Origin of the sequence: Bacteroides sp. CACC 737, assembly GCF_013874375.1 — a bacterium.
GTDB lineage: Bacteria > Bacteroidota > Bacteroidia > Bacteroidales > Bacteroidaceae > Bacteroides > Bacteroides uniformis.
In genome coordinates this window covers 1,836,080-1,856,407 of sequence record NZ_CP059408.1, presented here as the reverse complement: position 1 = coordinate 1,856,407, position 20,328 = coordinate 1,836,080, and the positions used below count along the sequence as shown (strand labels likewise).

Here is a 20,328-nt window from a genome sequence, read left to right as displayed (position 1 = left end):
TTAGTTTACTTGTCTGTTATAACTTTTACATTAGTCAACATTTCCAATAATACAATTGAATTGTGTAAAGCTACACGACTCTGCTCATACGTGGTCACGGCACCGGTGCGGCGCGCACGCTCTAAAGAAAGTGCAATGATGTCGATGGCTCCTTGTATGAAATTGTTTTCAGATATTTTCATTTGTGCATTATACAAGGCAGCCGTTTCTGCTTTGGCTTTGATGGTGGCTAATTGTTCGGTAACTGCATTGTAGGCTTCCAAGACCTTTAGTCTCCGTTCTTCCATGACATCTTCTTGTACATATTGCAATTGTTCTATCTGGTAGCGATAATCTTTCAGTTTCAACGGACGGTTGAATAGATCACCCAGGCTGACACCGACGCTGGCCCCGACATTGAAGTTGTGCTGGGCACTTGACATCGTTGTCTGGTACATAGGGGTGAACTCGTCACTGGCATTGCCTATGATGTTGTAGCGTCCGTAAGAATAGTTACCGTTCAGCCTGAAGTAGTTCCACCAATTCCTTTTTTCCAGGCGATATTGGTTCTTGACTTGCTCTACTTGGGATTGGGCTCTTTTTACTGACGCATTCTCTGTTACTGCATCAAGAAAGACGGATAGAGGAGGCAACTCTAAATTCTCAATATCTATTGATGTCTTCGAACTGATTAAACCCAATGTGTTGACTTCTATTTTTTTGTCCTCCATTTTGAGCTGTTCCAATATCTTGATGCGCTCCTCCCGTGTCAACTCCTGCTGCGCAGCCACAGACAAAGACACCCCCAACAATCCTAAGAGGATTACACTGTAAATGATGGAACTGATATATCTTTTTATTGTCTCTAAAGCCATATAATTCCTGTTATCTTTATTTTATACATTCTCTTTTTGTACAAATGCCGTCAGCGTTTTGCACAGTATCTTCATGTCCAGCCAGAATGAGAATTCTTTGGCGTATTTAATGTCCAGTTGTTTGCGTTCTTCGGCCGACATCTTCCCGGCGCCACCTCGTTTCTCCACTTGCCACAGTCCTGTCAGTCCGGCAGGGGCCATGAAGCGTTCGATATATGCGTCGCTGGTCAGCAGCTCGGCTTCGTAGAGGGGGAGCGGGCGGTTGCCCACGATGCTCATGTCCCCTTTGAGGACGTTGAACAGCTGCGGCAGTTCGTCAATGCTGTACTTGCGGATGAAACGGCCTACGTGGGTGACACGGGGATCGTTCTCTATCTTGACAAACGTATTCTGTTTTTCTTGGGCCTTCTTTTTAAGGAAATCTTCTTCGGAGATGACAAAATCGTCCGAAATCAGCAGGGTAGCCTCCTCTTCGGAAGTGCCGGTCAGGTCGTCGAAGCGGATATCGGGCTGCTCGTCCGTAAGCTCTTCCTCTATCTTATATTGGTTGAGGGCATTCAGTTCTTTCAGGCGCTTGTCTGCATTGGTGTACATGGAGCGGAACTTCAAGAAGTTGAATATCTGGTAGTTGCTGCCTACACGCTGGGATTTGTAAATCACTTTGCCTTTACTCTCCATGCGGATGGCTATGGCTGTGGCAATGAGTAGCGGAGAAAGCACAACGAGCACTGCACACGCAAACAGTATATCGAAGATACGTTTCCACATAGGCAGGTGGAAGGTGTTGAATATCTTACGGTGTGACTGGCTGAATTCCTGCAGTTTGTGCTCCTTGCGCAACCGGAGGAATTTCGTCATTTGCTGGAGGCTCTCTTCGCTGGCCATAGGGGAAAGGGTGTTGTTGACACCTGCCTGCAGATAGAGCTTGCGGTGTTCCTTCTGCAACCCTTCGGTGATGAGGATGATGTAGACACGGGGGAAGCGCTTGTGCAGGAAAGTGATGTCCTGGCTGTCCTTTTGAGGGGTACTTTCTTCGTAAAGAATGGATGTGTTGTACCGTTCGCGGATACCGTCGATGACTTTCGCCGCTTTGTTGCAGGATGAAACAGCCATGAACATGCCTCCCGCAATTTTGCTCAAGTGGCCGATGGTGACGCGGTTGCTGCCTATGTAGATATAATATAACATATCCATTGATTTTGTTGTTTAGAGAAATTTCTTGATGCGGGCCTTCAGTTCCATAGGATTGAAAGGTTTCAGTATGAAATCCTCGGCTCCTGCTTCGAGCAGGTTGATGCGCTCGGTGGTACTTTCCTCACTGGAAAGCATCACAACCGGAATGTCCTTGAACAGTGAATTACCTTTCAGATATGCCAGAAATTCACCTCCGGTCATTTTGGGCATGCGTATGTCCGAAATGATGAGAGTGGGCTCGTTCCCCTCATTCAGCCATTCTATGGCTCTGACGGGATCTTCGAAATAGACCAGCTCATTTTCTTTTCCTAAATAGACCGAGAGTACCTTGCCTATGGCAGGTTTGTCATCTACAAATAATATTTGTTTCATTGCTTATGATAATTGTTTGCTATATTTATCTATATACATTTTCTTCTACCGGGTGTTCGTACCATTCCGTATACTGGGTTCTGTCTTGGGCCCAATAGATGAATTCCGGATATGCGCTTGCTTCGGGGATATCAGTGCGTGAAATATTGATGGTTTCCTTGGGATAGCGGAAGCCATACGGCACGCAGATTGCCCATGTGTTGTTGCCTGCTAAGTCAAGATTCTCTTGCTGTATGGTTCCGGCGGCAGTGGCGCCATATCCCCAAAATTCGTAAAGATGGACTTCCATGCGTTGTTCCATGCTTTTATATTGATAACAGATGAAGAAGTCCAGATTGTCTTTTGAGAATAGGGGTTCTGTCCGGTTTTGGTCTGCCAGTTCAATAATGACTTTATAAGTATACTCTTTGGCGGTCACTCCAATGCCGGTATTTACCATCTCACCCGATTCAACTCCAAATACATTGTGTACTTCGCCTGCGATGGGGATTATGACATTCGGATCGGAATCTTCCATATAAGTAGCGTTATTGTACCTGAATTTGTTGTACGAGCTGTTGAATGACTCCTGGAAACGCGAATCGTCGCCTCCGGTCTTGATTTCCCGGATATCGGATTTATTGATTCCGGTAATCCGGAGCCCTACGCCCAACGGCTTGCTTGCTCCTGCCGCAGCAAGGGTCACGTCGAGCTGTATGCGCTTGATGTGGTTCGTCTTTTTCTCGCGGTGATAGTAGGTCTCCACGTCCAAGACCACGTCGTTGAAGTCATAGTCGCCTACCAACGGGAAGTTGTCTTCGAATACGTACGTATAGGAGACTGGGTCTGTAGGGGTCTCTGAGCCGGACTCGTTCGGAGTATTGCCTTCGCCCGTGCAGTCTCCGGCGGGAATGGTGATGGGGGATTCTCCCCATTTGGATATGGTTCCTTCGGTGTTCTTGATGGCATCAAGGAATTTGGCTTCCCACCAGATGTCCTCAGTGATATCATCGTCAATTTCTTTCACTTCATAATGAATGTTTCCCTGGCTGGAAAAATTCCCTATATCTTCAATTTTATTGATTTTTACCAGTGCATATTCATTGTTTGAGCCCATAAATTGTGCTTGTGACAATTCTGCTTCATCAAGTACGGTTATCATGGAGTTGTCACCCATTGTGATTCTGGTGTTGTAATTGTTGCTATGGTCCCCGAAATCCTCTATCTCTGCAGAAGAGGTGTCTCCCATGTTCAGTGTGCCTACAAATTCTTCCGTATATAGATAGCATCCGTTGTCTATAGTGATGTTGCTGTGGGTTTTCCCGATGTAGGCTTTGCCCTGGTTGATGAATTTGCATCCGCTGTCGAAATTCATTTCATCGACACGTACGGTACCGCAATTATAGAATACTCCTCCCTGGCTGACATGGAAATCATCTATTTCTATGGTGCCGGCATTGTAGTTGTAGCTGCCTCCGGAGGCATTGGTCAATTCGATGTCGTTCCCTTTGATGGTTCCACCCGCGTAGACGATAAACCGGCTGGATTGCACTAAAGTGAAGGTGTGCTCGTCCGGTATCACGATTTCCCCTCCGTCAATCACATAGAATTCGAAGCCTCGTTCAACGGTCATGTTGTTTCCATTGGGTTCCCAGCTGCCTTCAATGATGATGATGGCCGGATTGTCACTTCCCATGCCGTCCTTGCTGATTTTATTCCTATATATATTGTCTTTGGAGATTTTGTAGGCTTTTCCGTTTTGAAAATCGGTATTCGGCCTTATTTCTTCGGCGCTTGATAGCATTGCGGTGATTTCCGCCTCAGACTTTTCCGGTGAATAGGTCTCGATGCTGACACTGCGCGTCCATGCGGTACGTGTAGTTGCAAGGGAATTGCCGAAAGCGGCATGGAGCTGACCGTTTTGGATGGATACATATTTTACTATGTTGCGGCTGTGTGTATCGGTGCGGCACACAAAAGCGCTCGTCAGTACAGAAGGGCAGTCCATGACGGTAGTAAATACTGTTGTATTATTGGCGGTGCCTTCTGCCAGCAGTTTGGCAGATGACCGGCTGATTAAGGGGTTCTTGTCGTAAATACGTATGGTATAGTCGATGCCGGTATCTTCGGATACAGAAACATTGACCCGGACCTGCTGAGTCATTTTCCAATCCATAGCCGGGTCTATGTTCTTGACCGGAAACCTGTCTTGATAGGCTGCTTTCACTTTTTCGGGGTTAAAAACATCGTCTTTACAACCCTGCAGCAGTATGCCTACTGTAAGAATAACAAGCGGCAGAAAGCGTTTGTATAGGGTATTTTCTCCCATATTTTACATTTGTTTTGCTTGATTGTAAGCAAAAGTACGTTTATTTAAACTAATAAGCTTTATTAATGGGGGATAAAAGCATGGTGATTAACCCTTTTTAACGCTTTTGTGCGAATAGATAAAACAAGTTTATTTTGAAAATTGTCAATATAACTATATACCCTCTGTGTTGCTGCTTTACTGAATCTTGGTGATTTCTCCTGCCAGGTCGGAATTCATGCGGTGGCGGATTTCGGCTTGGTCCAGTCCGTGTCCCAGGAGGAACATGAGTTTGGTGACGGCACATTCGGGGGTACTGTCATAGCCGCTGATGACACCTGCCTGGAGAAGTTGCAGACCGGTTTCGTAACGTCCCATCTCGACGGCGCCACTTTGGCATTGGGTGATGTTGACGATGACAATGCCACGTTCGCTGGCTTCTTTCAGCTGGCGGATGAACCATTCTTTCTGGGGGGCATTGCCGGAACCGAAGGTCTTGAGGACAACAGCTTTCAGGCCGGGAACATGAAGCACGGAGTTGATGATGCTTTCCTGGATGCCGGGAAAGAGGGTGAGCACTACGACATTGGTGTCGAAAAGGTAGTGCGGCTTCATGGGGCGTGACGGGTCGGGACGGTGGATGAGGTGCTCGTTATAACGGATATGGATGCCTGCCTTTGCCAGTGCGGGATAGTTGAAGGAGCGGAAAGCATTGAAATTCTCGGCATTGATTTTGGTGGTACGGTTGCCCCGCATCAGCTCGTTCTCGAAGAAGATGCACACTTCGGGGACGATAGGAGTACCGTCCGGATGCTTGGCGGCGGCTATTTCAATGGCGGTGATGAGGTTCTCTTTCCCGTCGGTGCGCAGGGTGCCGATGGGAAGCTGGGAACCGGTGAGGATGACCGGCTTGGAAAGGTTCTCGAGCATGAAGCTGAGTGCGGAGGCTGTATAGGCCATCGTATCGGTACCGTGCAGGATGACGAAGCCGTCGAAATTGTCGTAGTTGTAGTTGATGATTTTTACAATCTTTGCCCAGAGGGAAGGTTCCATATCGGAAGAGTCGATAGGCGGGTCGAACTGATAGGAAGAGATGCGGTAGTTGAAGCGCTTCAGTTCGGGAACATGTTGCAGCAGTTGGTCGAAGTTGAAGTTCTCAAGCGCACCGGTCTCGGGATTTTCTATCATTCCGATAGTTCCACCAGTGTAAATCAATAGTACGGAAGGGCAATCGACTTTCATAAATTTCGTATTTGGGTTCTTTTTGGGGTACAAAGATAGCGAAAAAAGTTATGAGTGATATCACTCATAACTTTCTTACCTCTTCTTTCAACTGCCTGATAGCTTTTTCCGCATCTCCTTCCTTCTCGTTGAGCAACGTGACGAAGCGGCTGCCGATGATGGCACCGGATGAGTGGGCGCAGGCGGCATCGAATGTCTGCTTGTTGCTGATGCCGAAGCCTACCATGCGTGGATTGCGCAGGTTCATATCCTCTATCTTCTTGAAGTAGGCTTGCTTCCGGGTGTCGAAGTCTTTTTGGGCACCGGTGGTGGCGGCACTGGACACCAGATAGATGAATCCGTCGGTGTGGGCGTCTATTTCGCGGACGCGGGCTTCGCTGGTTTCGGGGGTAATGAGCATGATGACACGGATATCATACTTCAAAGCGATGGCTTTGTAACTCTCTTCGTAATCGCGGAAGGGGAGGTCGGGAATAATGACGCCGTCGATGCCGCATTCCACGCACTTCTGGCAGAAGGCTTCGAAGCCGAACTGCATGATGGGATTGAGGTATCCCATAAGGACAAGCGGGATGCGGACATCGCGACGGATGTCGCGCAATTGTTCGAAAAGCAGACGGAGGGACATGCCGTTGTGCAGGGCGCGGGTGGCGGCATTCTGGATGACAATGCCGTCGGCCATGGGGTCACTGAACGGAATTCCGATTTCAATCATGCTGACTCCGTTTCTTTCGAGGGCACGGATAACGTCGGCAGTACCGTCGAGGTTGGGACAGCCTGCACAAAAGTAAATGGACAGCAGATTCTTGGGGCTGTCCTGGAAAAGTTGGTTAATGCGGTTCAACATACTATTTACAATTTTACAATTTACTATTTACTATTTGGCTGCGCAATATATGCTGCATGTTACGATTTACAATTTTACAATTTACTATTTACTATTTGGCTGCGCAATGTACGCCGCATGGCAAATTGTACATTGTACATGGTAAATCGTAAATCGTCAAATAGTAAACCCATCGAGTTCTTTCAGGAAGTTTGAGATGCGTTCCACATCCTTTATTCCCGGTGCCGTTTCGAAACGGCTGTTGATATCGATACCTGCGAAATAGGGGTGGCGGAACTCCCGGAGGGCTTTTACGCTGTAGGGGTTGATGCCGCCGCTGAGCAGGAACGGGGTGGGACCGTTGTAGCGGTGCAGGAGGTTCCAGTCGAACTGGTTGCCGGAACCGCCGTACTGCGGGGTCTTGGTGTCGAAGAGGTAATAGTCGCACAGACCATTGTAGGCAGATACGGAAAGCAGGTCCTTGGGCAGCAAGATAGAGAAAGCCTTGATGAGGTGCAGGCCTGCATTGCGCAGGGAACGGCAGTACTCGGGAGCTTCATTGCCATGCAGCTGGATGTAGTCAAGGCCGAAACGGTCGGTATACATCAGGATGTTTTCCTTACTTTCGTTGACAAAGACGCCGACGCGCTTGGCGCAGGCTGGCAGATACCCGGGCATCTGGCACAGACAACGGGGAGATTTGGGGTAGAAGATAAAACCAATCATATCTGCACCTTGCAGTTCTACATTGCGGATGTTTTCTGCTTCGGTCATTCCGCATACTTTGATGAGAGGAGACATTTTATTTACTATTTACTATTTACTATTTGGCTGCGCGATGTAACGCTGTATGAGAGACTTTTGTATTTACAATTATCAACTTTCAACTTTCAATTATTAATTAAGAGACTGTCTTGGATGAACTTTTTCAGGGTTTCGCCCGGGTTGGCTGTTTTCATGAAGGTTTCGCCGATGAGGAAACCGCGGAAGCCGGCGGCACGCAGGCGGCAGATGGTTTCGGGGTCGGAGATGCCGCTTTCGGAGACAAGGAGCGGGGATGCCGGTCCGTGGGTGGCTTCGCGCAGTTGCCGGGCTATCCGGAAGGAGTTTTCCACATCGGTGACGAAAGAGCCGAGGTTGCGGTTGTTGACACCCACCATGTCGACCTCCTTATTTATATAGGAGAGTTCCGAAGGGCTGTGGATTTCGAGCAATACCTCCAGCCCGAGTTCGTGGGCTTGGGAGGTGAGGGTGCTGCACTGCTCCGGACTGAGGCAGGCGGCAATGAGCAGTACGGCGTCGGCACCTACGATGCAGGCTTGCAGAAGCTGGTACTCGTCGATGATGAAGTCCTTGCGCAGAATGGGGATGCGGACGAGCGGACGGACCGTGCGGATGTCGCGCAGCGTACCGCCGAAGAACTTCTCATCCGTCAGGATGGAGAGGGCGGCGGCGCCGGCGGCTTCGTAGGAGGCGGGTATTTCCTCTGCTTGGGCAGCCTCGTTTATCCAGCCTTTGGAGGGTGAACAGCGTTTGAACTCGGAGATGATTCCTGTAGAAGAAGCGGCAAGGGCCTGCTTCATGCTGCGGCGGTGGACCGCATTCTCCCGGATGATGACTTCGGCTTGCTCCTGCAACTGCTTCGGAGAGACGGTTTGCTTCTGCAGTTCAATCTCTGTTTGCTTATGGGCGATGATTTCGGACAGTATATCTTTCATTGCTTCATTTATTAATCTCGATAAATTTTTTCAGTGTAGCCAGCGCCCGTCCGCTATCCAGTGATTCGCGTGCGATGGCGATGCACTCTTCAATCTCTTTCTGCGGCTCCATCACCTGGATGGCAAAGGCGGCGTTGACAATGACGCATTGCGTTTGTGCAGGTGTGGCATGCCCCGTAAGGATATTGTCGAAGATGCGGGCGGCATCTTCCTTGCATGCGCCACCGAAGAGTTCTTCGGGACGGGCATCTTTGAAGCCGAGGGCCTGCGGACGGTAGATGCGCTCGTAGTTGCGGGTCATCACCTTGAACTCGTCCGTCAGGGAGATTTCGTCGTAGCTGTCGAGGCTGTTGACTACGGCAAAGTCAATGCCGAGCTTATAGAATACGTTGGTGTATAGGCGCATCTGCGAGAGGTCTGCCACACCGAGCAGCTGGTATGCCGGGCAGCATGGATTCACCAGTGGGCCGAGCAGATTGAACAAGGTGCGTACTCCCAGCGTCTTGCGTACGGGACCGACAAACTTCATCGCCGGGTTGAAAAGTTGGGCATGAAGGTAGGCGATGTTGCACTCCTCCATGCTGCGTTTCAGCGTGTCGGGGTTGTTGGTGAAGCGTACGCCGTGTTGCTCGATGACATTGCTGGCTCCGCTCACGGAAGTGGCTCCGTAGTTGCCGTGCTTGGCAACCTTGTAGCCGGCTCCCGCCACTACGAAGCAAGCGCAGGTGGAGATGTTGAAGGTGTTCTTTCCGTCGCCGCCCGTACCTACAATGTCGATGGGGCGATAGGGGGCGAAGTCGATGGGAAGGCGTGTCTCCATCAGTGCTTCGCGGAAACCGATAAGCTCGTCCACAGTGATGCTCCGCATCTGGAAGGCAGTGAGCAAGGCTGCTATCTGCGCCTCAGGATACATTTCCTTGGTGATGTTGAGGAGGATTTGTTTGGTCTCCTCCGACGTGAGCTCTTCGTGATTGAAGAGACGGGTGAGTATTGCTTTCATCTATTTATTTACGATTTGACGATTGAATTTACTCTTTTTCTGAAGTGCCTCATTTGAAAAGCCAGTTTTTTACGATTGTTTTTCCGTCGGGTGTCAGTACCGATTCAGGATGGAACTGGATGCCGTGTATGTCATACTCCCGATGTTTCAGCGCCATGATTTGTCCTTCGGGGCTGATGGCGGTAATGGCAAGTTCGTCGGGAAGCTCCTTCGTATCCACTACCCAGGAGTGGTATCGTCCGACGGGAATCCTATTGGGTAAACCGCAGAAGATATAGTCTTCTTCGAGAGAAATACCTTTATAATCCTTTCCCCCTAATCCTTCATCCCTTGTCCCTAGTCTTTCCTCCTTCCTCCTTATCTCCGTCTGTACCCCATGGAACACCTCTTCCAGATTGACCAGCTTTCCACCGAACGCTTGTCCGATGGCTTGTTCGCCCAGACAGACACCGAGTATGGGTTTCCGTCCGGCATAGGTGCGGATGACATCCAGCAACAGTCCGGCTTCCTCGGGGACACCGGGGCCGGGTGAGAGGATGATTTTATCGTATGGCTCCAATTCTTCGAGCCGGAATTTATCGTTGCGCAGCACATCCACTTCTGCGCCAAGCTCTTTCACCAGATGGGCAAGGTTGTAGGTGAAGGAGTCGTAATTGTCTATGATAACTGTTTTCATCTTTTGTATTTACAATCTATTTTATTTACTATTTGACGATTTACGATGTACGATTTGGCTGCGCAATGTACGCCGCATGGCAAATCGTACATCGTAAATCGTCAAATCGTACATGAACTCACATTTTTTCCGCCATCTCAATCGCCTTTTTCAGTGCGCCGAGCTTGTTGTTCACCTCTTGCAGTTCGTACTCGTCGTTGCTCTTGGCTACGATGCCGCCGCCTGCCTGGAACCAGAGGACACCATTGCGGCTGACAAAAGTACGAATCGTAATCGCCTGGTTCAGCGAGCCGTTCAGTCCGATGAAACCGATGCAGCCTCCGTAGGCTCCACGGTTGTGCGGTTCCAGCTGGCTGATGAGCTGCATGGCGCGTACTTTCGGGGCGCCGCTCAGGGTACCGGCAGGGAAGGTGTCGATGAAGGCCTTGACGGGGGCGGCCTCTTCGCGGAGCGTTCCGCTGACACGGCTGACGAGGTGGATAACATGGCTGTAATACTGCATCTCCTTATAGAAGTCCACCTTTACATCGTGGCAGTTGCGGGAGAGGTCGTTGCGGGCAAGGTCCACAAGCATCACGTGTTCGGCGTTCTCTTTGGGGTCGTCGTGCAGGTACCGGGCATTGAGGGCGTCCTGCTCTGCATCGCCGGTGCGCTTCGTGGTTCCGGCAATGGGGTCGATATAGGCATGGCGGCCTTCGATGCGGCAATGGGTTTCGGGAGACGAGCCGAAAATGCGGAAGCCCCCGAAGTCGAAATAGAACAGATAGGGAGAAGGGTTGATGCTGCGCAGGGCACGGTAGAGCTTGAAGTCATCGCCTGTGAAACGCTGCTCGAACCGGCGGGAGAGGACTATCTGGAAAACGTCGCCGCGCAGACAGTGGGCGATGCCGCGGCGGATATTCGCCTTGTGCTCCTCGTCCGTAAGCGGAGAGGTGGTGGGGCCGATGGCGCGGAAATCGTAGGCGGTGTAGTTACGGTTATGGATGGCCTTCTGTACCTGGTCCAGTTCGCTGGTCTCGCCGGGCGCCAGCATCTCGAGGAGCAGCATCTCATTCTTGAAGTCGTTGAAGACGATGAGGTACTTATATAATATGTACAGCATGTCCGGCGCATCGTTGGTAGCTTCGCGGCTGTCCTTCACGGGGATATTTTCGAAGTAGCGGACAGCATTGAAGGAGGTGTATCCGTAGAGTCCGCAGTAATTGCTGTATTCGTCCTCCACGCGGAAGCGGCCGAGGAAGTCGTTCAGTGCATTTTCCACCCGGTATTCTTCGGTTATGGGATGCTCTTCGCGGCTGTCGTCGGGCAGGCGGAAGATAGCCGTGCCGTGGTCTATGCTGACACTTGCCAGCGGACACAGAGCGATGAATGAGCGGTTGTTCTCGCTACCATGATAGTCGGAACTCTCCATAAGTGCGCTCTGCGGAAAGATGTCGCGCACCTTCAGATACGTGCTCACCGGCGTATGCAAGTCACCGAGCATGGTGCGGCTGACTGTTTTATAATCATATTGTTTCATTGTATCTTGTATTTTATTTCATTGTATCTCGTATTTTCAAATAGCTCATCACTTATAACTCATCACTCAAATACGTTTCTATATCCTTATCCCCCCGTCCCGACACCGTCAGCACCACCACGTCCGTCGGCTTGAACCTCATCTTCTCCAGCGCACCCAGTGCGTGGGCGCTTTCCAGGGCGGGGATGATGCCTTCGAGCCGGGTCAGTTCGTAGGCGGCGCGGATGGCTTCATCGTCGTTGACGGCGAGGACGATGGCACGTTTCTGCTTGGCAAGGTTGGCGTGCATGGGGCCGATGCCCGGATAGTCCAGTCCGGCAGAGATGGAATAGGGCTCTTCTATCTGTCCGTCCTCGTTCTGGATGACGTAGGTGCGCGAGCCGTGGATGATGCCCATCTTGCCGAGGGCAATGGTGGCGGCTGTCATTCCCGTTTCAATGCCTTTTCCGCCGGCTTCGGCGAGGACGATTTGCACGTGCGGGTCGTTGACGTAGTGATAGATGGTGCCGGCTGCATTGCTTCCTCCACCTACGCAGGCGATGAGGTAATCGGGGCATTCGCGTCCCTCGTGTTCAAGGAGCTGCTTCCTTATTTCTTTGCTGATGACAGACTGCAGGCGTGCCACCATGTCGGGGTAGGGATGCGGGCCGACGGTGGAACCTATCACGTAGTAGGTGTCCGACGGATGGCAGCACCAGTCGCGGATGGCTTCGTTGGTGGCGTCCTTCAACGTCATATTGCCGCTGGTGACGGGAACGACGGTGGCGCCGAGCATCTTCATCTTCTCCACATTGACGCGCTGGCGCTCTACGTCGGTCTTACCCATGTAGACGATGCATTCCATATTCATCAGGGCGCAGACGGTGGCTGTGGCAACGCCGTGCTGTCCGGCTCCGGTTTCGGCGATGATGCGGCGCTTGCCCATGCGGCGTGCCAGCAATACCTGCCCGATGCTGTTGTTGATTTTGTGGGCACCGGTGTGGTTCAGGTCTTCACGCTTGAGGTAAATCCGGCAGCCGTACTTCTCGGACAAGCGGTGCGCCAGGTAGAGTGGGGAAGGGCGTCCCACATAGTCGCGCAGCAACTGGTCGTATTCACGCTTGAAGTCCTCACTTTGCAGCACCTTGAGGTAGGTGTTCTGCAACTCTTCTACACATTTGTGGAGGATTTCGGGAACGTATGCCCCGCCGAACTCTCCGTAATAACCTTCTTTGTCAACTAAGAAATTCATCATGTTATTTACTATTTGACGATTTACTATTTACTATTTCAGAAATCAAAACGCATTATTGCTTAAACGAAAAAAGCCCCGTCGCTTGGTGCGACAGGGCTCTTTTTGTTTTTTACTATATATTACATATATACATACGAGCGCTGCTCCCTTACGACTGTCGGAGTTGTAACGGGTGCCACCACCAATATGTATTTACGAACATTGTTTTCATTGACTTTTTTTGTTTTATCAGCGGCAAAGACAGTGCAAACCGAATGTATAATAAAATGAACTTGTTCATTTTTTATGCTGAGGTGCAGCCTGTCTTCGTTTTCGCGACAAATATAAGCACTTTGTTTTAACTGCCAAAATAAATATGACTTTTTTCCCGGATTAAAACATTTTTCTTGAAATATTGTTCTTATAGGTGTAGTAAAAACGAATATTCATTCAAAAAAAGAAAGGAACAGACTATGAATAGAAAACATTTAGTTGCCATAGGCGTGGTTATTGCTGTACTATTGTTATTATACTGGCTCTTTGTGGCCGAAGATATGAATGCCTGGCTGAATGTAAACTGATTTTTCGGGATTTTCATGTGGAGTTATTCGGATAAAGATGTATCTTCGCAAAAAAACATAGACTCATGAAAGGATTAAGTTACTCATTTTTGCGTGCAATATGTGCACTGGTTATCGGTTTGGTGCTGGTGATGTTTCCCGACCAAGCCGGTGATTATTTTGTGATTACGATAGGTGTCATCTTCCTGGTGCCTTCGCTCATCAGCATCATAGGCTACTTTGCACAGAGCACGGAGATGCGCCGCCGCTTCCCTATCGAGGGGGTGGGCAGCCTGCTGTTTGGCTTGTGGCTGATTATCATGCCCGGTTTCTTTGCCGACCTGCTGACATTTGTATTGGGATTTATCCTGGTGATGGGAGGAGTGCAACAGATTGCCTCGCTTTCTGCTGCCCGTCGCTGGATGCCGGTGCCGTATGGCTTTTATGCGGTGCCTGTATTGATTCTGATTGCCGGACTGGTGGCGCTGTTTAATCCTACGGGAGTACGTTCCACGGCATTTATCATTATCGGTATCAGCAGTCTGGTCTATGCGGCTTCGGAACTGCTGAACTGGTTCAAGTTTACGCGTCGCCGTCCCAAAGCACCGGGTACAAAGGACTCCTCTTCAAGAGAAATCAATAACATTGAAGATGCTGAAATCGTAGAATAAAAAACAGACCATGCGTTGGTTGTAAACAGATGGTCTGTTTGCCCTGAACGCATGGTCTGTTTGCATTGAATAGATGGCCTGTTTCAATCAAGCGGACCATCTGTTCTTTTTATTCTTGCAGCCACTTGTTTATCAGTGAAATGGCTTCTTGCTTTTGAACGTCGGGCAGTGTGCCGATGCGTGCCCGATGGCTTCCGCCGGGCTCTACGAATACATGGATGTTCTTCTTCCCTTTCAGCCAGGTCACTCCGGCAGCCGTCCACGGGTCGTTCTGTCCGTAGATGAATATCATTTTCGGGTCATTCTCTTTCAGGAATTTCGTGATTTTCTTGCTTAGGGTCTTGTCGAAGGGCATGTCTTTCAGCTCTTCGGGAAGCATGAGGCGGTGCAGGTAACCCTTGCTCGATTGGATGGAAAGATACTTCTTGAAGGGCTTCGTATCGTAGCCGTAATAGCCCAGTTCGCGGGCGGCCTGCACGAAGAACGAGGCTGTGGGACTGTCGGCAATGAAGTAGTCGGGATTACTGATGTCGAGCAGATGGGCAAATATCTCATCGTCCGAGGCCGTGGTTGCGGGAATGCTGCTGACGGGAGTTCCCCACTGCCAAAGGGCAAAAGAATACTCCAGCACGCAATAGTCGTATATCTCTTCAACGGGCGCACGGAACTTGAGTCCTTTTTCATCGCAATATTTCTCAAAGCGGGGGAGCAGTGCGGCTTTCCGTTTCAACACTTCCAACTGGAAGTCCTCAATCCGTTTGCGGTCCTCCGGAGTAGACACTTTCCTGAGGAAAGGCTCGTGGCGTCCGTCTTCCGCCCCGTAGCAGAGCGGAGCTACATAAGGCACGGAAATATCCACGTCGTCCGGATAGAACGTGCGGTAGAGCAGGGTAGTCTGTCCGCCCTTGCTGATGCCGGTCGCAATCCATTTGCCGGGATAGATGCTTTTAAAGGCGTTGCGGACGGCGTGCAGGTCGTCTGCAGAATTCTCGGCGGTGAGGTATTGCCAGTCTTTAGGCTCAGGGGTGGATTCCAGGAAATAACGGTATTCCACAAAAATCATGTTGGCATCGAGCAACTCTGAAAGTTCCTCGCGATACTTGGGATTGAGGGCATAGGCGGCTCCATAGCCTTCGGTTACAATCACCGTGGGACGGTCGAAGCCGACGTGGGAGACAATCACACGCTGGCGGAAACTGCCCTTTTCGGGATGACGGTGGTCCAACGGCTGGGTGAAATAGGTTACATACTTCTCGGAGAACCGGGTGGACTCCAACGGACGGGTTTCCGTAATGGCGGAAATCCGACCCAGTTTTTGCTGCAGATCGGTTTGTGCCGGGGCAGCAGCCGAAACGAACAGCAAGGCAAACAGCAGGAACGCTGCATAGCAGTTACGTAAATTCTTCATGATGACAGGATTGTTTTATCTGACGGGCAAAGATAGGTTATTTCCCGCTTACCGCCAACAGTTGGCATGGACGAAAAAAAGAGAGAGAACTGCCTCGCGGCACCTCTCCCCCCTGCAAACTTAAAACAACCAACAAAAGAATGAGATAGGGATTAAGGATTCATCCTTCATCCTTCATTTTTCATCTTATAAACAGTAACTCGCGATATTTAGGCAACGTCCACATCTGATTGTCGACGATGAGTTCCAGCTTGTCGATGTGGTAACGGATTTCCTCCATCATCGGTACGATGTTGTCGTGGTAGGCGATGGCTTTTTCACGTTCACTCTCAATTTTGTTGGCCACTTTGCGCGCCTCGATCATGGCATCCACATGCTCCTTGATGAAGGCGGTACGGTCGGCAATCTCTTCGATGAGTTCCAGATTCTTGGCAGACAGTTTTGCAGCCTTCTCTGCGGGGAACAGGTCTTTCATCTTGTAGACGTTGTCAATCAAATCCGACTGATACTGTGTAGCTACGGGGATAATGTGGTTCATGGCCAAATCTCCGAGCACGCGGGCTTCAATCTGTATTTTCTTGGTGTACATTTCCCATTTCACCTCGTTGCGGGCTTCCAGTTCCTTCTTCGTCATGACACCGATGGACTCGAACATCCGGATGCTCTCCGGTTTCAGGTAGTTGTCGAAAATGACGGGAACACTTGTCTCGCAGTCCAGACCGCGGCGGGCTGCTTCGGCTTTCCATTCATCGCTGTAACCGTTGCCGTCAAAGTGGATGGGTTTGCAGACTTTGATGTACCGGCGGATGACTTCGAGGATGGCAGAGATTTTCGGCTCACCCTTTTCAATCAGTTCGTCCACATCTTTCTTGAATTCCACCAACTGCTCGGCAAGGGCGGAGTTCAGCGCAATCATGGCACTGGCGCAGTTGGCCTCGGAACCCACGGCGCGGAACTCGAAGCGGTTGCCGGTGAAGGCGAACGGGCTGGTGCGGTTGCGGTCGGTATTGTCTATCATCAGTTCCGGAATCTGCGGGATGTCCAGCTTCATGCCTTGCTTGCCGCTGAGGCTGACGAGGTCGTCCTTGGTGCTCTCTTCGATGTGTTCCAGCACCTGGCTCAACTGCTTGCCCAGGAAGGAAGAGATGATGGCCGGAGGCGCTTCGTTGGCACCCAGCCGGTGGGCGTTCGTCGCACTGGAGATGGAGGCTTTCAGCAATCCGTTGTGACGGTATACGGCCATCAGCGTATTCACTACGAAGGTGATGAAACGCAGGTTCTCTTCGGGCAGTTTGCCGGGTGCGTGGAGCAGGATACCGGTGTCCGTACCCAGCGACCAGTTATTATGCTTGCCGCTACCGTTGACACCCTTGAAGGGCTTTTCGTGCAGCAGTACGCGGAAACCGTGGTTACGTGCCACTTTACGCATCAAGGCCATGATGAGCATGTTGTGGTCTACCGCCAGGTTGCATTCCTCGAAGACGGGAGCCAGCTCGAACTGGTTGGGAGCCACTTCGTTGTGACGGGTCTTGACGGGGATGCCGAGTTTCAGCGCTTCGATTTCCAGTTCCTTCATGAAAGCGGCCACACGGCTGGGGATGGCCCCGAAGTAATGGTCTTCCAGCTGCTGGTTCTTGGCGCTGTCATGGCCCATCAGCGTGCGTCCGGTCATCAGCAGGTCGGGGCGTGCGGCGTACAACCCTTCGTCAACCAGAAAATATTCCTGCTCCCAGCCCAGATAGGCAACCACTTTCTTTACTTCCGGATTGAAATAGTGGCATACGTCGACGGCAGCCTTGTCTACGGCACGCAGGGCTTTCAGCAACGGTGCCTTGTAGTCCAGAGACTCACCGGTATAGGCGATGAAAATAGTCGGGATGCAGAGCGTGTCGTCTACGATGAATGCCGGGGAGGAGGGGTCCCATGCCGAGTAGCCACGTGCCTCGAACGTATTGCGGATACCGCCGTTCGGGAAACTGGAAGCGTCCGGTTCCTGCTGCACGAGCAGTTTGCCGGTGAATTCCTCCATCACGCCGCCTTTGCCGTCGTGTTCCACAAAAGCATCGTGCTTTTCGGCAGTACCTTCGGTCAGCGGATGAAACCAGTGCGTATAGTGGGTCGCCCCCATTTCAACCGCCCATTTCTTCATACCTGCGGCAACCTCGTCGGCTATGCTGCGGTCCAGCGGAGCTCCGTTGTCAATCACATCCGTCAGTTTGGCATACACCTTGCTCGGCAGATAGCGGAACATCTTCTCCTTGTTGAATACATACTTGGCAAAATACTCTGACGGACGTTCCGCCGGGACTGCCACTGCAACGGGTTTCTTCTTGAACGCCGTTTCTACTACTCTGAATCTCAATTTTGACATAATACCTTAGAGTTGTAATTGTTGGTTTAATAAAACATAAAATCATTAGCGTAGAATACAGTCTGGAATACCAGGAAACCTTCCGTGGGAAGCCCGCCTCCGTCGTAGAACGAGAGGTCGAAGAAATGGGGCATTCCTATGAATCCGCCTGCACCGAACATCAGTCCGAAACCGATGAACCAGTGGAGCAGACAGCCAAACATGAAGTCAACGAAGTTCTCCATCTGGATATTGGCCGTATTTTTTACTCTTGTAAAACCGGCTTCGACCAGTGCAAAGCCCGGCTGCATGAAGAATACCAGCGATATGGCAAGGGCCATACGCAGTCTGTAGAGACTGTATTAATCATAGTTCTTTGCTTTTAGAAGCTTAGTCCGACTACAAAGTATGCACCTTCAGACCTTGGATTCCAGGTTGCTTTGGCAAACAACGGGAGGGAGAAGGAATCGGTGATTTTGATGTCTTTTGATACTCCCAGGCTGACGTCGCATACGGCAAATCCGTTGGCTCCATAGAAGTCCGTGGCCCAAGGGGTAGCGCCTATCTCGGCCGTCCAGTCCAGTCCGCCCAGTGTGAAGGGAGCTGCTACGGAGATGTAGGATGAATAAGCACGGTCACCGTCTTTGTCAACACCGTCGTCGCCTGCAAAGTTGGTGTACCAGTTTACGGCTACGGGGCCGAAATCATAGCCGATTTGCGCTTCGAACAGATGTGAGTTGGCAGCATTGTGTGCGCCGTACTGGAAGTATTTGGCTGTCACCCCATCTCCGGTCACATTGTACCAGTAGTCCGTCACTGATACGCTGAAGCCTCCGGTTGAATATCCCAGTATGAGGTCGAACTCTTTCGTGTCCGAACTCTCGATGCCTACGGAGCCCCAAGCTCCCAGAGAGAAACCTTTGTAGGCGATGGATGCGCTCGGCTGGAGGCTTACCCCTCCCAAATCCTGGCCACGCCACACGTAACCGCTTACGAGGTCGACGCCTACCGACGCTTCCACTTTATCCTGAGCCTTTGCCGTGAAAGGCATTGCCATTGATAATAGCGCCATTGCCATTATTACCCATTTTACACTTCTTGTTTTCATACCTTTTTACCTTTAAGTTTAGAAAAATTCCGGATGATCAGTCCGACTCGATTATAACAAGTACCTCGCTAATTCAATTGTTTTTTTATTTCAGCCACTTCCGGATGCGCTTCATGGCTTCCACGCAATCTTCATGTTTGCCGAAGGCCGTCAGCCGGATATATCCTTCACCGCTGGGGCCGAAACCTACACCCGGTGTGCCCACTACATTGGCTTCGTACAGCATTTGTTCGAAGAACCGCCAGGAGCTTGTTCCGTCGGGTGTTTTCAGCCAGATGTAAGGAGCGTTCACACCACCGTAGACTTTCAGCCCGGCCGTTTCAAGGCCCTGCTTCATGGTCCGGGCATTGTCCATATAATAATCTATCGTTTCCTTTATCTGCCGCTGTCCCTCCGGTGTGTAGATGGCTTCCGCCGCCCGCTGGGTGATGTAGCTGGTACCGTTGAACTTGGTAGATTGGCGGCGGTTCCAGAGCTTGTTCAGTGGGATGCGTTCGCCTTCCAGCGTGGCGGCAGTGAGTTCTTTCGGCACAACGGTGTAGCCACAGCGTACTCCCGTGAATCCGGCAGTCTTCGAGAAGCTGCGGAACTCGATGGCGCATTTCTTCGCTCCCTTTATCTCATAGATGGAGTGGGGCACGTCGTCTTCGCGGATGAAGGCTTCGTAGGCGGCATCGAACAGAATCAGCGTGTCGTTGGCGAGCGCATAGTCCACCCATTTCTTCAGCTCGGGCTTGGTCAGGGTGGTGCCCGTGGGGTTGTTGGGGTAGCAGAGGTAGACGATGTCGATGCGCTTGTCCGGAATCTCCGGGATGAAGTCGTTCTCGGCGGTACAAGGCATGTAGGTGACGTTGCTCCACTGGCAGTTTTCCTCCAGTACTCCGGCACGTCCGCACATCACGTTGCTGTCTATATAGACCGGATAAATAGGGTCGGTCACTCCCACGCTGTTGTCGTGGCGGAGAATGTCGCCGATGTTTCCCGTGTCGCTCTTTGCTCCGTCGTTCACGAAGATTTCCGTAGGACCGAAGTGGATGCCTCGCGGAAGGTAATCGTGCTTGAGGATGGCTTCTATCAGGAAGTCGTATCCCTGCTCGGGACCATATCCACGGAATGTCCGTGCGTCAGCCATCTCCTCCACTGCCTTGTGCATCGCTTCGATGCAGACCGGTGGCAGTGGCCGGGTAACGTCTCCGATACCCAGACGGATGACCTCTTGCTTGGGATGTGTTATCCTGAAAGTATTTACCTTCTTGGCTATGTCTGAAAACAGATAACTGCCCGGTAGCTTTAAAAAATGTTCGTTAACTAATGCCATACTCTTATTTTT

General features: G+C 50.9%; 17 protein-coding genes and 1 pseudogene. 1 reads left to right on the top strand and 17 read right to left on the bottom strand.

Annotated features, from left to right (window positions below; translation table 11 throughout):
- Positions 1-5: 5 nt before the first annotated feature.
- From H1A11_RS08010 to trpB, 12 genes are all read right to left on the bottom strand, one after another.
- Entirely contained in the window at positions 6-854 is an 849-nt protein-coding gene (locus H1A11_RS08010; RefSeq protein ID WP_119961505.1) for a TolC family protein, read from the bottom strand.
- A gap of 21 nt (positions 855-875) precedes the next feature.
- Positions 876-2,042 (bottom strand): sugar transferase, encoded by a 1,167-nt coding sequence (locus tag H1A11_RS19660; RefSeq protein WP_181758086.1) that lies wholly within the window; start codon positions 2,040-2,042, stop codon positions 876-878.
- An 18-nt stretch (positions 2,043-2,060) separates the two neighbouring features.
- Complete coding sequence (locus tag H1A11_RS08000; RefSeq protein ID WP_181758001.1) at positions 2,061-2,420, bottom strand: PleD family two-component system response regulator; 360 nt, start codon at positions 2,418-2,420, stop codon at positions 2,061-2,063.
- A gap of 25 nt (positions 2,421-2,445) precedes the next feature.
- Positions 2,446-4,728 carry an LruC domain-containing protein gene (locus H1A11_RS07995; RefSeq protein WP_181758000.1) on the bottom strand — a complete coding sequence of 761 codons (2,283 nt, stop codon included), beginning with the start codon at positions 4,726-4,728 and terminating at the stop codon, positions 2,446-2,448.
- Positions 4,729-4,905: 177 nt separating this feature from the next.
- The gene (gene ansA / locus H1A11_RS07990; protein WP_087333088.1) at positions 4,906-5,949 is read right to left on the bottom strand and encodes an asparaginase; all 1,044 of its coding nucleotides are present in this window, start codon (positions 5,947-5,949) and stop codon (positions 4,906-4,908) included.
- A 64-nt stretch (positions 5,950-6,013) separates the two neighbouring features.
- The gene (gene trpA, locus H1A11_RS07985; RefSeq protein WP_181757999.1) at positions 6,014-6,796 is read right to left on the bottom strand and encodes a tryptophan synthase subunit alpha; all 783 of its coding nucleotides are present in this window, start codon (positions 6,794-6,796) and stop codon (positions 6,014-6,016) included.
- 156 nt (positions 6,797-6,952) lie between these two features.
- Entirely contained in the window at positions 6,953-7,576 is a 624-nt protein-coding gene (locus H1A11_RS07980) for a phosphoribosylanthranilate isomerase (protein WP_131225274.1), read from the bottom strand.
- A gap of 89 nt (positions 7,577-7,665) precedes the next feature.
- Entirely contained in the window at positions 7,666-8,493 is an 828-nt protein-coding gene (gene trpC, locus H1A11_RS07975) for an indole-3-glycerol phosphate synthase TrpC (protein ID WP_181757998.1), read from the bottom strand.
- 4 nt (positions 8,494-8,497) lie between these two features.
- Positions 8,498-9,493 carry an anthranilate phosphoribosyltransferase gene (gene trpD, locus H1A11_RS07970; RefSeq protein WP_005837316.1) on the bottom strand — a complete coding sequence of 332 codons (996 nt, stop codon included), beginning with the start codon at positions 9,491-9,493 and terminating at the stop codon, positions 8,498-8,500.
- Between the two features lie 49 nt (positions 9,494-9,542).
- A complete protein-coding gene (locus tag H1A11_RS07965) occupies positions 9,543-10,169 on the bottom strand; it encodes an aminodeoxychorismate/anthranilate synthase component II (protein ID WP_057254158.1) in 627 nt (208 codons plus the stop codon).
- Positions 10,170-10,287: 118 nt separating this feature from the next.
- Complete coding sequence (locus tag H1A11_RS07960; RefSeq protein ID WP_181757997.1) at positions 10,288-11,688, bottom strand: anthranilate synthase component I family protein; 1,401 nt, start codon at positions 11,686-11,688, stop codon at positions 10,288-10,290.
- 52 nt (positions 11,689-11,740) lie between these two features.
- On the bottom strand, positions 11,741-12,919 hold the full coding sequence (gene trpB / locus H1A11_RS07955; protein WP_181758085.1) for a tryptophan synthase subunit beta: 1,179 nt from the start codon (positions 12,917-12,919) through the stop codon (positions 11,741-11,743).
- Between the two features lie 628 nt (positions 12,920-13,547).
- Between trpB and H1A11_RS07950 the strand changes: the two genes are divergently transcribed.
- Positions 13,548-14,132 (top strand): HdeD family acid-resistance protein, encoded by a 585-nt coding sequence (locus H1A11_RS07950; protein ID WP_181757996.1) that lies wholly within the window; start codon positions 13,548-13,550, stop codon positions 14,130-14,132.
- 109 nt (positions 14,133-14,241) lie between these two features.
- Here H1A11_RS07950 and H1A11_RS07945 read toward each other — a convergent pair whose 3' ends face one another.
- The 5 genes and pseudogenes from H1A11_RS07945 to H1A11_RS07925 form a co-directional block, all read right to left on the bottom strand.
- Positions 14,242-15,540: a S28 family serine protease gene (locus H1A11_RS07945; protein ID WP_138298456.1), complete on the bottom strand. Its 1,299-nt coding sequence runs from the start codon at positions 15,538-15,540 to the stop codon at positions 14,242-14,244.
- Positions 15,541-15,721: 181 nt separating this feature from the next.
- Positions 15,722-17,911, bottom strand: coding sequence for a glutamine synthetase III (locus tag H1A11_RS07940; RefSeq protein ID WP_005837309.1), 2,190 nt, complete (start codon positions 17,909-17,911; stop codon positions 15,722-15,724).
- A gap of 47 nt (positions 17,912-17,958) precedes the next feature.
- Positions 17,959-18,231: pseudogene (locus H1A11_RS07935) on the bottom strand (ammonium transporter); the annotation flags it as partial.
- Positions 18,232-18,272: 41 nt separating this feature from the next.
- A complete protein-coding gene (locus H1A11_RS07930; RefSeq protein ID WP_009038319.1) occupies positions 18,273-18,998 on the bottom strand; it encodes a hypothetical protein in 726 nt (241 codons plus the stop codon).
- Between the two features lie 85 nt (positions 18,999-19,083).
- Positions 19,084-20,316 carry an LL-diaminopimelate aminotransferase gene (locus tag H1A11_RS07925; protein ID WP_119961515.1) on the bottom strand — a complete coding sequence of 411 codons (1,233 nt, stop codon included), beginning with the start codon at positions 20,314-20,316 and terminating at the stop codon, positions 19,084-19,086.
- Positions 20,317-20,328: the final 12 nt, after the last annotated feature.

Coding starts and splice junctions, on each gene's coding strand:
- H1A11_RS08010 (WP_119961505.1), bottom strand. CDS start 854: ATGGCTTTAGAGACAATAAAAAGATATATCAGTTCCATCATTTACAGT.
- H1A11_RS19660 (WP_181758086.1), bottom strand. CDS start 2,042: ATGTTATATTATATCTACATAGGCAGCAACCGCGTCACCATCGGCCAC.
- H1A11_RS08000 (WP_181758001.1), bottom strand. CDS start 2,420: ATGAAACAAATATTATTTGTAGATGACAAACCTGCCATAGGCAAGGTA.
- H1A11_RS07995 (WP_181758000.1), bottom strand. CDS start 4,728: ATGGGAGAAAATACCCTATACAAACGCTTTCTGCCGCTTGTTATTCTT.
- ansA (WP_087333088.1), bottom strand. CDS start 5,949: ATGAAAGTCGATTGCCCTTCCGTACTATTGATTTACACTGGTGGAACT.
- trpA (WP_181757999.1), bottom strand. CDS start 6,796: ATGTTGAACCGCATTAACCAACTTTTCCAGGACAGCCCCAAGAATCTG.
- H1A11_RS07980 (WP_131225274.1), bottom strand. CDS start 7,576: ATGTCTCCTCTCATCAAAGTATGCGGAATGACCGAAGCAGAAAACATC.
- trpC (WP_181757998.1), bottom strand. CDS start 8,493: ATGAAAGATATACTGTCCGAAATCATCGCCCATAAGCAAACAGAGATT.
- trpD (WP_005837316.1), bottom strand. CDS start 9,493: ATGAAAGCAATACTCACCCGTCTCTTCAATCACGAAGAGCTCACGTCG.
- H1A11_RS07965 (WP_057254158.1), bottom strand. CDS start 10,169: ATGAAAACAGTTATCATAGACAATTACGACTCCTTCACCTACAACCTT.
- H1A11_RS07960 (WP_181757997.1), bottom strand. CDS start 11,688: ATGAAACAATATGATTATAAAACAGTCAGCCGCACCATGCTCGGTGAC.
- trpB (WP_181758085.1), bottom strand. CDS start 12,919: ATGAATTTCTTAGTTGACAAAGAAGGTTATTACGGAGAGTTCGGCGGG.
- H1A11_RS07950 (WP_181757996.1), top strand. CDS start 13,548: ATGAAAGGATTAAGTTACTCATTTTTGCGTGCAATATGTGCACTGGTT.
- H1A11_RS07945 (WP_138298456.1), bottom strand. CDS start 15,540: ATGAAGAATTTACGTAACTGCTATGCAGCGTTCCTGCTGTTTGCCTTG.
- H1A11_RS07940 (WP_005837309.1), bottom strand. CDS start 17,911: ATGTCAAAATTGAGATTCAGAGTAGTAGAAACGGCGTTCAAGAAGAAA.
- H1A11_RS07930 (WP_009038319.1), bottom strand. CDS start 18,998: ATGAAAACAAGAAGTGTAAAATGGGTAATAATGGCAATGGCGCTATTA.
- H1A11_RS07925 (WP_119961515.1), bottom strand. CDS start 20,316: ATGGCATTAGTTAACGAACATTTTTTAAAGCTACCGGGCAGTTATCTG.